12 protein-coding genes are annotated in these 12,136 nt (G+C 53.2%); 8 read left to right on the forward strand and 4 right to left on the reverse strand.

All coding sequences use genetic code 11. The features are described from left to right. The first annotated feature begins 7 nt into the window (after positions 1–7). Complete coding sequence (locus tag Q0X64_RS11930) at positions 8–346, forward strand: P-II family nitrogen regulator (protein WP_297813331.1); 339 nt, start codon at positions 8–10, stop codon at positions 344–346. 43 nt (positions 347–389) lie between these two features. Here the strand turns inward: Q0X64_RS11930 and Q0X64_RS11935 are convergent, their stop codons facing one another. After that, positions 390–1,175 (reverse strand): outer membrane protein assembly factor BamD, encoded by a 786-nt coding sequence (locus Q0X64_RS11935; protein WP_297813334.1) that lies wholly within the window; start codon positions 1,173–1,175, stop codon positions 390–392. 141 nt (positions 1,176–1,316) lie between these two features. Between Q0X64_RS11935 and Q0X64_RS11940 the strand changes: the two genes are divergently transcribed. Beyond that, a complete protein-coding gene (locus Q0X64_RS11940) occupies positions 1,317–2,471 on the forward strand; it encodes a L,D-transpeptidase family protein (RefSeq protein ID WP_297813337.1) in 1,155 nt (384 codons plus the stop codon). Positions 2,472–2,549: 78 nt separating this feature from the next. Here Q0X64_RS11940 and Q0X64_RS11945 read toward each other — a convergent pair whose 3' ends face one another. Beyond that, positions 2,550–2,849 (reverse strand): Lpp/OprI family alanine-zipper lipoprotein, encoded by a 300-nt coding sequence (locus tag Q0X64_RS11945; protein WP_297813340.1) that lies wholly within the window; start codon positions 2,847–2,849, stop codon positions 2,550–2,552. A gap of 243 nt (positions 2,850–3,092) precedes the next feature. Between Q0X64_RS11945 and suhB the strand changes: the two genes are divergently transcribed. The 5 genes from suhB to Q0X64_RS11970 all read left to right on the forward strand — a co-directional run bounded on the left by suhB (position 3,093) and on the right by Q0X64_RS11970 (position 9,027). Next, entirely contained in the window at positions 3,093–3,887 is a 795-nt protein-coding gene (gene suhB, locus Q0X64_RS11950) for an inositol-1-monophosphatase (protein ID WP_297813343.1), read from the forward strand. A gap of 60 nt (positions 3,888–3,947) precedes the next feature. After that, on the forward strand, positions 3,948–5,780 hold the full coding sequence (gene typA, locus Q0X64_RS11955) for a translational GTPase TypA (RefSeq protein ID WP_297813346.1): 1,833 nt from the start codon (positions 3,948–3,950) through the stop codon (positions 5,778–5,780). A gap of 63 nt (positions 5,781–5,843) precedes the next feature. Continuing rightward, on the forward strand, positions 5,844–6,065 hold the full coding sequence (locus Q0X64_RS11960) for a PP0621 family protein (protein WP_297813349.1): 222 nt from the start codon (positions 5,844–5,846) through the stop codon (positions 6,063–6,065). After that, positions 6,065–7,669, forward strand: a complete 1,605-nt coding sequence (locus tag Q0X64_RS11965) for an ATP-binding protein (RefSeq protein WP_297813351.1) — start codon at positions 6,065–6,067, stop codon at positions 7,667–7,669. Before Q0X64_RS11960 ends, Q0X64_RS11965 begins: the two co-directional genes overlap by 1 nt. Then, complete coding sequence (locus Q0X64_RS11970; protein WP_297813354.1) at positions 7,666–9,027, forward strand: sigma-54 dependent transcriptional regulator; 1,362 nt, start codon at positions 7,666–7,668, stop codon at positions 9,025–9,027. Before Q0X64_RS11965 ends, Q0X64_RS11970 begins: the two co-directional genes overlap by 4 nt. Here the strand turns inward: Q0X64_RS11970 and Q0X64_RS11975 are convergent. Continuing rightward, positions 9,024–9,980 (reverse strand): hypothetical protein, encoded by a 957-nt coding sequence (locus tag Q0X64_RS11975; protein ID WP_297813357.1) that lies wholly within the window; start codon positions 9,978–9,980, stop codon positions 9,024–9,026. The two genes, Q0X64_RS11970 and Q0X64_RS11975, sit on opposite strands and share 4 nt — an antisense overlap. A gap of 83 nt (positions 9,981–10,063) precedes the next feature. Here Q0X64_RS11975 and Q0X64_RS11980 point away from each other — a divergent pair, with 83 nt between their 5' ends. Beyond that, positions 10,064–10,480 (forward strand): protein YgfX, encoded by a 417-nt coding sequence (locus Q0X64_RS11980; protein ID WP_297813360.1) that lies wholly within the window; start codon positions 10,064–10,066, stop codon positions 10,478–10,480. Between the two features lie 7 nt (positions 10,481–10,487). Here Q0X64_RS11980 and nadB read toward each other — a convergent pair whose 3' ends face one another. Then, positions 10,488–12,086: an L-aspartate oxidase gene (nadB, locus tag Q0X64_RS11985; protein WP_297813363.1), complete on the reverse strand. Its 1,599-nt coding sequence runs from the start codon at positions 12,084–12,086 to the stop codon at positions 10,488–10,490. Positions 12,087–12,136 lie beyond the last annotated feature (50 nt).

Consider the following 12,136-nt stretch of genomic DNA (forward strand, 5'->3'; position numbering starts at 1 on the left):
AATGGCGATGAAGAAAATTGAAGCGATTATCAAACCTTTCAAACTGGATGATGTTCGCCAGGCACTGTCAGATATTGGTGTGACGGGCATGACTGTGACTGAGGTGAAAGGCTTTGGCCGCCAGAAAGGGCACACTGAATTTTATCGTGGTGCTGAATATGTCGTGGATTTTCTGCCCAAGGTAAAGCTGGAGATTGTGGTGGATGATGAGACCGTGGACTCGGTCATTGAAACCGTCACTCAAGCTGCCCACACCGGCCGCATCGGTGATGGCAAGATTTTTGTTACCCCGCTGGAGCGTGCTATCCGTATTCGTACCAGCGAAGAGGGTGAAGAAGCCATCTGATATTGGCATTTGCGCCCGGCACCAGGGCCGGGCGCGAAAAACATCATTTCAACTCGGTCTTGTGCACTTCCGCCACACCGGTATGGCCTGGATAGTTTAGTTCCAACACTCGCAGGGCATCTTGCGACAGATCGTTCATTCCCATCACTTTATAAGCTTTGGCCATCAATACCAGAGCATCGGGCATTGCCGGTGTCCGCGCATAATTTTCAATCACGTATTTCGCCCGGTTCGCCGCTGCCAGATAGGCACTGCGGCGCATGTAGTAATTGGCCACATTAACTTCATGCTGAGCCAGACGGTTTCTCAGATAGACGATACGTTGCGCAGAGTCATCGGCGTAGCGGCTTTTGGGAAAACGCTTGACCAGGCGGGTAAAGTCACGCAAGGCATCTTCAGCTGAGCCGGGATCACGCTGCGACTCATCACGGGGCACGTACTTTTCAATCAGACCGATATCACGGTGAAAGTTAACCAGCCCTCGCAGGTAGATAGCGTAGTCAATGTTGGGATTGAGCGGGTAGACGCGCATAAAACGATCTAGGGTGGCAATGGCTGTTTCCGGTTCGTCATTTTTATAGTGGGCATAGGCTGATTCCAGCAATGCCTGCTGAGCGTACTCACCGAATGGGAAACGCGCTTCCAACTGTTCGTAGTATGAGATGGCGGTGACATAATCACCCAAATCCAGCGCCGCCTTGGCTTCCGCATAAATACGTTCTACGCTCCAGCTTTCATCGGCTGTGACTTCTTCCTTTTCGAAAAAGGCGCAGCCGGACAGGCTCAGCATGATAAGACTCAGAATCAGGGGCAGGTAATATTTTTTCATCGGCTTAGAGTACGCTAGGTATTTGTCTGAGGTAAAGGCTGATCTTATCGGGTTTTGTGCGCCAAAGCACGCCTTTAGACGCTATTGTTTTTAAAGAATCCAGTACAATAGGCATTTTATGGCTAGCTATCAGGAAGTTTCATGCTGCGTCGTTTTTTGATGGTCGCTCTCGGTCTGAGTTTATCGCTACCGGTGTCTGCGACGACCTTTGTGCTCAACGAAGCCGACAGCAATGTCGTCGGTCACAATATGGTGGTGTATAGCCGCGCAGAAGATACGCTGCTGGATATTGCCCGACAGTTTGACCTTGGCTATCGCGATATTACGGATGCTAACCCGGAAGTTGATGCCTGGTTACCGGGCGAGAACACGCGGGTGATTATTCCCAGCCGATTTATCCTGCCTGATGCCCCCAGAAACGGCATCGTCATTAACCTGGCTGAAATGCGTCTGTACTACTACCTCAAAGGCGAACCGCAACAGGTTGTGACTCATCCTCTGGGCATCGGTCGCGAAGGCTGGGCCACGCCACTGGGCAAAACCCGTATTACCCAGAAAGTGAAAGATCCAACATGGACCCCGCCGGAATCCATTCGCAAAGAACACGCAGAAATGGGCGACCCCTTACCCAGGGTGGTACCAGCCGGGCCGGACAATCCATTGGGCGGCTATGCCATGCGCCTGTCCATGCCCAGCTACCTGCTGCATGGCACCAATAAACCCTTCGGTGTCGGCCTGCGCGTCAGTCATGGCTGTATCCGGCTGTATCCGGAAGATATTGAGCACTTATTCGGGATCACTCCCAGCAATACCCCCGTGGAGATTATCTACCAGCCACATAAAGCAGGCAGCCGCAATAATCAGCTTTATCTTGAGGCCCATCGCCCGCACAAAGACAAGGAAGATGATCAAGGTAACAATATGACACCGATGGTGAAGGCGATCCTGAATGTTCAGGATAAATTACCGTCAGACAGTCACTGGCCATTTGCCGAATTTGTCGTGCGTGAGCAGCATGGGATTGTTAAAGCGCTGGGACAGAAGCAACTGGATATCGTTGAGAACCTCTGGTTTGTCCATGCCGGCATGAACAAACAGGCAGTGAATAAAGTGCGTGAAGCGATCACTGAGCTGCAACTGGATGATCTGTACTGGCCGGTGCGGGCGGGTGCGCGTGAGGAGACGTTGATTGGTCCGTTCAACAGCCAGGAGGAAGCTGCGATAGTGGCGGAGGATATCAGTGCCAGTGCCGGCGTCCCGGTTTGGACTGCTCAGGTTAGCAGCGACGCTTTATAAATCAGTCTATGTACATTCGACAGGCAAAAAAAAGCCGGAACCTGAGTTCCGGCTTTTTTGCATAGAGCGAATAAAATTTTATTTGCTCATGGCTTTTTCAAACATACGATCAATCTTGGCACAGCATTCTTCTACTGTCGCCATTGCTTCATCAGCAGTTTTCTGGGCGTTCATTGCAGCCAGTTCTGCGTCAGTAGCAGTGCGTTGTGCTGTATCGGCAGTGCTTTGAGCATTGCGAGCAGCAACCAGGGCTGAATCAGCAGAAGATTGTGCTGATTCGACAGAGGCTTTCAACGCTTCCATTTCGGCGGTGTTGGCACAAGCGGTCAACAGCGCCAAAGGCAGGACTACAGCACTCAGTTTTGCTAATGGTTTCATTTTTGATTCTCCTTGAAAAAATACCAGTTTGAATGGCAGGCATATTATATTGCGACTTCGCAACATAAAACATACGCTAGCAAGAAATATTTTTACTGTCTATCAGCGGACAGCGAAAATGCGAACTATATCGACAAAGCCATCTCGCCAGTTTTAAATACTTGCTATAATTGATGGTTTAACATGCGCGTACTGCAAAAAGCAGATGTGCATCATCTCAATTGCTCTCGGAAAATTTGTCTTATGCACCCTATGCTGAATATTGCGATCCGTGCTGCCCGCAATGCAGGCTCATTGATCATGCGATCTCTGCAACATGTCGAACACCTGGAAGTGACCACCAAAGGCCGCAATGACTACGTTTCAGACGTGGACCACCTGGTGGAACAGGAAATTATCAAGGTCATTCACAAGGCCTATCCCGATCATGCCATCGAGGCAGAAGAGTCAGGTCAGACCGGTGACAATGACATTGTCTGGATCATCGACCCGCTCGACGGCACCACTAATTTCCTGCACGGCTTTCCGCATTTTTGCGTGTCCATCGCCGTCAAAGTCAAAGGCCGGGTGGAGCATGCGGTGATTTATGATCCACAGCGGGATGAACTGTTTACCGCCAGTCACGGCGAGGGTGCCAAGCTCAATGACCGGCGTTTGCGCATCAGCAAGCGACGTGAATTGAAAGGTGCATTGTTGGCGACCGGCTTTCCGTTCAAATATCCGCAGCATCATGACAAATATATGGCCAGCTTCAGTGAGCTTTTCTCACAGGTTTCAGATATCCGCCGCGCCGGTTCGGCAGCGCTCGATCTCGCCTATGTTGCTGCCGGCCGCCTTGATGGTTACTGGGAAATCGGTCTGCAGAACTGGGACTTTGCTGCTGGCATGCTGCTGGTGGAAGAGGCCGGCGGTCTGGTTACAGACTTTGCCGGTGAAGATAAATTATTCAACAAAGGCAATGTGATTGCCGCCGGTTTCGGCGTGCATAAGCTGATGCTGAAAAGCCTGGAACAGCACTTGCCGGAACCACTCAACTAATCGTGCCCGACAGGGCTTCTTCTTATTGCATGCCTGGCATGCGCCAATGAATTCTAATATATGACTGATAACGCTAGAGACATTTCCAAGCTGCGCAACATCGCTATCATCGCCCACGTCGACCACGGTAAAACCACCCTGGTTGACCAGCTGCTGAGACAATCCGGCACCTTCGGTGAACACGAAGAAGTCACTGACCGGGTGATGGACTCCAACGATCTGGAGCGTGAGCGCGGCATTACCATTCTTTCCAAGAACACCGCGATCCGCTGGAATGACTACCATATCAATATCGTTGATACCCCGGGCCACGCCGACTTCGGCGGTGAAGTCGAGCGGGTTTTGTCGATGGTGGACTCGGTATTATTGCTGGTTGATTCGGCTGAAGGTCCGATGCCACAGACCCGTTTTGTGACCCAGAAAGCTCTGGCACTGGGGCTCAAGCCCATCGTTGTTATTAACAAGATCGATAAACCTTCGGCACGCCCTAACTGGGTGCTGGATCAGACCTTTGATCTGTTTGTGAATCTCGACGCCACTGACGAGCAGCTGGATTTTGATGTCATTTATGCGTCAGGCCTGAACGGTTTTGCCAACCTTGAAGACGACAAGCATGAAGGCGATATGACGCCGCTGTTTGAGCTGGTTGTCGATAAAGTCAGCCCACCCGATGTCGATGTTGACGGCCCGTTCCGGATGCAGGTGTCATCGCTTGACTACAACAGTTATGTCGGTGTGATCGGTGTCGGCCGGGTTCAGCGTGGCCGCCTCAAAACCAATACCCCGGTCACCGTTGTTGATCGTGAGGGTAAAACCCGTAACGGCCGTATCCAGCAGGTGATGGGCTTTCTGGGCCTGAAACGCGAAGAAGTGCCGGAAGTACAGGCGGGCGATATTATTGCCTTTACCGGTCTGGATCCGCTGAATATCTCGGATACCGTTTGTGATCAAAATGCCGTGGAAGCCTTGCCACCGCTGTCGGTGGATGAGCCGACCGTGACCATGACCTTCCAGGTGAATAACTCACCGTTTGCCGGTAAGGACGGCAAGTTTATTACTTCGCGCCAGATCAAAGAGCGCCTGGAGCGGGAACTCATTCACAACGTCGCGCTGCGGGTAGAGCAGTCACCGACCGATCCTGACAAGTTTAAAGTCTCCGGTCGTGGTGAACTGCACCTGTCGGTTTTGATCGAAAATATGCGACGTGAAGGCTTTGAACTGGGCGTATCGCGTCCGGAAGTTATCATCCGTGAAATCGACGGTGAAAAGCAGGAACCGTTCGAGTCGGTCACCATTGATGTCGAAGACGAGCATCAGGGCACGGTAATGGAAAAAATGGGTGAACGCGGCGCTGAACTGCAAAACATGGTGCCGGACGGCAAGGGCCGTACCCGCCTGGACTTTATTCTGCCATCGCGCGGCCTGATTGGTTTTCGTACCGAGTTCCTGACCGCGACCCAGGGCACCGGTCTGATTTACAGCGTGTTTGATCATTACGGCCCGATGAAACCGGGTAGCTTCGGTAAACGCATCAATGGTGTGTTGATTGCCAATGGTGTGGGTAAAGCGGTGGCTTTTGCCATCTTCAATCTGCAGGAGCGGGGCCGTATGTTTATTGGTCACGGCGATGAGGTTTACGAAGGCATGATCATCGGTATTCACTCACGTGATAACGATCTGGTGGTCAACCCGCTTAAGGGTAAACAGCTGACCAACGTCCGTGCTTCGGGTTCGGATGATGCCGTGACGCTGGTACCGCCCATTCGCATGAGTCTGGAACAGGCGCTGGAATTTATCGGTGATGATGAATTGCTGGAAGTCACGCCCAACTCTTTGCGTCTGCGAAAAAAACTGCTGCTTGAGCATGAGCGTAAACGCGCATCACGTGGCTAATCGCTGCCATCTAAACAGCAAAAAGGGTATCCTAGATGGGTACCCTTTTTTTTGAGGTGAAAGATGCGCATTTTGATTTTACTGGCCATCGGCCTACTGCTTTACATCATCATCACCAACCTGCTGAGAAAAAGCCGCAGCGATTCAAGAAAACCTGCGGCCAACAGTGAGCGTATGGTTCGTTGTGAGCATTGTGGTCTGCACATTGTTGAAAAAGAAGCCTTACAGGACAATCGCCAGTATTTCTGCTCCAATGAGCATCTTGAGGCGCACCGCCAGTCCTGATGAAGGCGGACTCGCAGCAGTCTTTTACAGCACATGAACAACCGGCAACCTGGCGGGCTCTGACAGTATTTGCCGGATACCGCTTCTTCCTGGCAGCGGTGCTGTTCTTCGTTTTTTATCTGCAATTGCCACCGGCCTTTCTGGGGGCGGTCGATCCCAGTCTCTATTTCACGGTCAGTCAGGTTTACCTGCTGGTGGCGCTGGTTTTGCTGGTTTTTACCCTCAAGCGCTGGGGCTTCATCGATACCCAGATCAAGTTACAGCTACTGATAGATATCGTGGCACTGACCTTGATCATGCATAGCAGTGGTGGCTTGCCGACCGGGCTGGGTTCCCTGTTACTGGTGGTCGTGGTGGCAGGTGGCGCACTGGTGCCGGGTAAGCTGGCGGCATTTATTGCTGCCATCGCGACACTGGCGATTCTGCTTGAAGTCAGTTATTCACAAATAGCCGGTGACGGTGCCACCAAGTACAGTCAGGCCGGGCTGTTGGGCGCGGCGTTTTTTGTTACCGCCTGGCTGGCACAGTGGCTTTCAGAAAAAATGCAGTCTTCCCAGGTGCTGGCAGAGCAGCGCGCGCGTGATGTAGCTAACCTGGCGGTGCTGAATCAGCATATTATCAGCCGTCTGCAAATCGGTGTGCTGGCCCTGGATGCCCATGGCAGTGTGACTGTGTTCAATGAATCAGCCCGCCAGTTACTGGGTATTGAGCAGACAGTACCGGGCTTTCATCTCAGGCAGACAATACCTGTGCTGGCCGAACAGGTCTGGGCCTGGCATCAGCATCACCCACAGCCGTTCAGCCCGTTCCAGGCCCGGGCCGACTTACCGGAAGTACGCGCCTCGGCTACCCGCCTGGATAGTGGCGAAACCCTGATTTATATTGAGAATACCTCGGCTATGGCCCAGCAGGCCCAGCAATTGAACCTGGCATCCCTGGGCCGTCTGACTGCTAGTATTGCCCATGAGATTCGCAATCCGCTGAGCGCTATCAGTCATGCCGGTGAGCTTTTGGCGGAACAGGAGCCCGGCCGATCTGACAGGCAGAAACTGACCGGTATTATCCAGAGGCATAGTCAGCGGGTGAACAGTATTGTCGAGACGATACTGCAGATGAGTCGCCGCAAGACTGTAGAGCCGGCCACCATGGTACTGGCCACCTGGCTGGACCGTTTTGTTCAGGAGTTCAGGGAGATCAAAGGAGCAAAAGACGGTGAGATCATTCTGGAGGTAGAAGCACCATTGGCCAAGGTGGCAATGGATCCAGAGCAGTTACACCAGGTGCTATGGAATCTGATGGAAAATGCCTGGCATTATTCTGACCCATGGCAGGCATTGCCGCGGATTCGTATTCATCTGGCAAGAGCGGGCAAAGAAATTAACCTTGATGTCAGCGATAACGGTCCGGGCGTCGCCGAGGATGAGCAGTCTCTGTTATTTGAGCCGTTTCACTCGCGTCGGCAGGGTGGCACCGGGCTGGGACTGTATCTGGCACGTGAGTTGTGTCAGGCCAATGGCGCCAGGCTGAGCTTTCTTCCCGATGAGTTGCAAAGCAGTCGTTTTCGTATAAGCTTCCCTGGAGAATGGCAGGAATATTTAGCATGACAAACGGACAAGCTAAGCAGGCGCTGGTTATTGACGATGAACCGGATATTCTGGAACTGCTGACCATGACGCTATCAGGCATGTCGATAGACTGCGTGACCGCGGAAAATCTGGCACAGGCCCATCAGGCGTTGGAACAGCAGCAGTTCGATTTGTGTTTCACCGATATGCGTTTACCTGATGGCAACGGGCTGGACTTTGTCAAAACCCTGCAACAGCAAAGGCCCGATATGCCGGTGGCGGTGATTACTGCTCACGGCAATGTCGAGCATGCGGTCGAAGCACTCAAGTCCGGGGCCTTTGACTTTGTTTCCAAGCCGCTCAAGTTACGCATGCTGCGCGATCTGGTTGCGACCGCGCTCAAGTTATCACCGGAGGTGCCCGAACAGCGGGAACGCCGTTCGCGCGACAAGCTGCTGGGTGATACTGCGCCGATCCGTTCGCTGCGAGGCAAAATCACCAAGCTTTCACGCAGTCAGGCACCAGTTTATATCACCGGTGAATCAGGAACCGGTAAGGAATTGGTAGCGCGATTGATCCACGAGTTAAGCGCCCGCGGCGATGGGCCATTTGTTCCCATTAACTGTGGCGCAATCCCGGCCGAACTGGTTGAAAGTGAATTCTTTGGTCATAAAAAAGGCGCGTTCACCGGCGCTGTGGCCGATAAACAGGGCCTGTTTCAGGCGGCTGATGGCGGGACCTTGTTTCTGGATGAAGTCGCGGATCTGCCGCTGATGATGCAGGTTAAATTACTGCGGGCGATCCAGGAAAAAGCCGTTAGGCCGGTCGGTGACCATGGCGAAGTCAATGTCGATGTGCGGATTTTATCTGCTACCCACCGTGATCTTGCGACCTGCGTCAAAGAGGGCAGCTTCCGTGAGGACCTGTTCTACCGGCTCAATGTGATTGAGCTGACGGTGCCGCCGCTGCGTGAGCGTCAGGCCGATATTCCGATCCTGGCGGACCATATTCTGAACAAACTGGCCAGAAACCATGGGGTCAACAAACCCGTCATCAGCGATGCGGCGATGACCACGCTGCATCACTATGCTTTTCCCGGCAATGTGCGCGAACTGGAAAATATTTTGGAACGCGCCATGACCTGGGCCGAAGCCGGCAGCATCGAGACCGATGATCTGATGCTGCCTGATTCAAAACCTGTCGAACCATCACAGCCTGTGGTTGAATTACCCGCAGGCACAGCGCAGGATTTGGAATCAACGCTTGAGGATCAGGAGCGGCAGATGATTATGCAGGCACTGGAATCAACCCGCTGGAACAAAACTGCCGCTGCCAAAAAACTGGGCATTACCTTCCGTGCGCTGCGCTACAAGCTCAAGAAACTCGAGCTGGATTAGTCCGCTGCCGGTTCCTCGGCCAGGGCGCTGAGAGACTGCACCTCGTTTCCGGCCAGCATGGCTGCTTTTTCCAGTCCTGACAGCTTCATTGTTAACTGACAAAGAATCTGGTTCTCGGCGCTAAACTGAGCCTGAACTACATGCCCCAGCGTTTCGCCGTTGTCACCGGTGACTGCGGTATTGATGGCGGGCAGTTCAGTGTCATGAATACGGCCCAGAAACAGACGGCGGCTGGGCGAGCCCAGGTAATGCAATCTGGCCACCACTTCCTGGCCTGGATAGCAGCCTTTCTTAAAGCTCACGCCATCGACCAGATCCAGATTGACCTGCTGCGGTGTAAAACTTTCTTTGCTGTCATTGAATATCATCGGCAGGCCCGCCTCAATATCTTGCAACTGCCAGGCCGCTTCGCTACCTAACTGCCAGCCTTCATCCAGCCACTGGGCCACGGCTTTGCAGCCTGACTCATCAGCGACCATCAGGTAACGGGCTTGTTGACCGGGTTGTGTTATCAGCAGACCTTCATCGACTGTTTTGCCATGCCAGTTGTTCTCAGCACCCAGCGCAGCATCATCTGCGAGTAGTCCGAAGGCATACAGATCCTCTGCCAAGCTGATGTCCACTTTGCTGCGTAGCTTGAACATGGTGAGGCGCTGGGTAATGGCCTCTGCCAGTTCCTTGGGCAGGGCAATCAGAAAGTCCTGCTCACGGCGGATCAGACGGAAAATCGTCAGTAAACGCCCCTTGGGATTACAAAAACCGCTCAGCTGGGCCTGATTCACAGCCAGCGCATTGACGTCATTAGTCAGGAGGTTCTGCAGAAAGGACGCGGCTTCCTCACCGGCAACCTGGATCAGGCTGATCCCGGGGAGGGGAATCAGTTGTTTTTGTCCATTCTTGCCGTTATCGGAAGGAAGATGTGTCTGTTGTTTGATTAAAGTTTGCCAGCTCATAAGTCATTGCTAAGTAGAAAATTGGCCTCTATTCTAACTGTTGCATCACACTGAAAACAGGGACGAAGGAAAGGGACTTTCTGATGCAACTTTATCTGAAGCGTTCAAAGGCTTTACTGGCGTTTCTGCTGGTGACGCACCTGGCAGCCATGCTGCTGCTCATCCTCAGCCGGCTTGATGGGGTTTTCACGCTGCCACTGCTGTGTTTGATTGGCTTGCAACTGGCCTTTTACTGCCGTCATTACGGCTGGCTGGGTCAGTCAGCGGCTGTCACTGCTGTCAAAATAGATGCAGATGGGCGCTGCGCGATTGTGGATCTTGATCAGCGACAGCAATCGGGGTTTCATCTCCATAACAGCGTTATTCTGGGGCCGCTTATCGTGATCTATTTGCGCAGGACAGGGCAGGGGCTCAGCCGGGCGTTGCTGATTAGCCGCGATGCGACTGATAGCGAAAGCTGGCGAAAACTCTGCATCCTATTACGTAACAAAGATAGCTGACCGAGCATTATGATTCGGGCAGCATGATGGTTTCCCGGGCTGGCTGCTGTTCATCCGCAGCCGGGTAATCCAGTGTGTAATGCAGCCCGCGACTCTCTTTGCGTAGCAGCGCGGAATCAATGATCAGTCCGGCGACATCGGCCAGGTTGCGCAGTTCCAGCAGATCGGCGCTGATATGATGCTGAGAATAAAACTCGTCGATTTCCTGTTGCAGCAAAGCCAGACGTTGTTTGGCCTTATTGAGACGTTTATTGGTTCTGACAATACCCACGTAATCCCACATAAAGCGGCGCAGTTCATCCCAGTTATGGGTAATGGCGATAGCTTCTTTGGCGGGCTGAACCTGGCTGGCGTCCCACGGTGGCACATCTGCCGTGACGGCTTGTAACGCCTGCTGTTTGATATCGTCGGCAGCGGCGCGCGCAAACACCAGACATTCCAGCAAAGAGTTACTGGCCATGCGATTAGCACCATGCAGGCCGGTATGCGCCGTTTCACCCACCGCATAAAGACCGGGGATATCGGTACGGCCCTGTAAATCAGTCATGATGCCGCCGCAGGTATAGTGGGCAGCCGGCACCACCGGCACCGGTTCTCGGGTCATATCTATCCCCAGCGCCAGGCAGCGTTTGTAGATGGTCGGGAAATGGCTTTTGATAAAGGTAGCCGGTTTGTGCGAAATATCCAGATACACACAATCGTGGCCCAGTCGTTTCATTTCATGGTCAATTGCGCGTGCCACCACATCACGCGGCGCTAGTTCGCCACGGGGATGGAAGCGCTGCATAAAGCGCTCGCCGTTGGCCAGCAGCAGCCTGGCACCCTCACCGCGCAATGCTTCGCTGATCAGAAATGATTTTGCCCTGGGATGAAAAAGGCAGGTGGGGTGGAACTGGACGAACTCCATATTGGCCACCCGGCATCCGGCACGCCAGCCCATTGCGATGCCATCGCCGGTCGATACATCCGGATTGCTGGTATAGAGATAGACCTTGCCGGCACCGCCGGTGGCCAGCACCGTGACCGGAGCCAGAAAAGTTTTGGTTTCATCTTTTTCGATATCGAGCACGTAGCAGCCCAGCGCCTTGTTAAGCGTTTCCTTGAGATGTTTCTGACTTGTGATGAGATCAATCCCGATATGGTAGGGAAACAGACTGATGCCGGGATGGGCCTTGGCCTTGTCCAGCAACGTGGTCTCAACTTCGCGACCGGTGGCATCGGCTGAGTGAATAATGCGGCGATGACTGTGACCGCCTTCCCGGGTCAAATGATAGGTTTCAGAAGTGACGCCGTCGCGGGTAAAGGTCACGCCCTGGTCAATCAGCCACTCAATATTTTCCCGGGCATGCTCCACCGTATAGCGCACGGCTTCCTCGTTGCACAAACCGGCGCCGGCGAGCAGGGTGTCATCAATATGTGACTGAATAGAATCAGTTTTATCCAGCACCACGGAAATGCCGCCCTGGGCATACAAAGAGGCGCCTTCATCAAGTTGTCCCTTGGATATGACCGCAACACGGGCATGGTCTGCCATGTGCAAAGCCAGTGTCAGGCCGGCGGTGCCACTGCCGATAATCAGAATGTCAAACTGCTGTGTTGTGGTCATACGCTCTTATACGGGTACAATAGGAGAAATTTATTTTGCATGGATTAAGG

This window comes from uncultured Methylophaga sp. (genome assembly GCF_947259025.1).
Classification (GTDB): Bacteria; Pseudomonadota; Gammaproteobacteria; order Nitrosococcales; family Methylophagaceae; genus Methylophaga.

Bases quoted from the DNA above. Each gene is read 5' to 3' on its own strand.
- Q0X64_RS11930 (WP_297813331.1), top strand. From the start codon at position 8: ATGAAGAAAATTGAAGCGATTATCAAACCTTTCAAACTGGATGATGTT.
- Q0X64_RS11935 (WP_297813334.1), bottom strand. From the start codon at position 1,175: ATGAAAAAATATTACCTGCCCCTGATTCTGAGTCTTATCATGCTGAGC.
- Q0X64_RS11940 (WP_297813337.1), top strand. From the start codon at position 1,317: ATGCTGCGTCGTTTTTTGATGGTCGCTCTCGGTCTGAGTTTATCGCTA.
- Q0X64_RS11945 (WP_297813340.1), bottom strand. From the start codon at position 2,849: ATGAAACCATTAGCAAAACTGAGTGCTGTAGTCCTGCCTTTGGCGCTG.
- suhB (WP_297813343.1), top strand. From the start codon at position 3,093: ATGCACCCTATGCTGAATATTGCGATCCGTGCTGCCCGCAATGCAGGC.
- typA (WP_297813346.1), top strand. From the start codon at position 3,948: ATGACTGATAACGCTAGAGACATTTCCAAGCTGCGCAACATCGCTATC.
- Q0X64_RS11960 (WP_297813349.1), top strand. From the start codon at position 5,844: ATGCGCATTTTGATTTTACTGGCCATCGGCCTACTGCTTTACATCATC.
- Q0X64_RS11965 (WP_297813351.1), top strand. From the start codon at position 6,065: ATGAAGGCGGACTCGCAGCAGTCTTTTACAGCACATGAACAACCGGCA.
- Q0X64_RS11970 (WP_297813354.1), top strand. From the start codon at position 7,666: ATGACAAACGGACAAGCTAAGCAGGCGCTGGTTATTGACGATGAACCG.
- Q0X64_RS11975 (WP_297813357.1), bottom strand. From the start codon at position 9,980: ATGAGCTGGCAAACTTTAATCAAACAACAGACACATCTTCCTTCCGAT.
- Q0X64_RS11980 (WP_297813360.1), top strand. From the start codon at position 10,064: ATGCAACTTTATCTGAAGCGTTCAAAGGCTTTACTGGCGTTTCTGCTG.
- nadB (WP_297813363.1), bottom strand. From the start codon at position 12,086: ATGACCACAACACAGCAGTTTGACATTCTGATTATCGGCAGTGGCACC.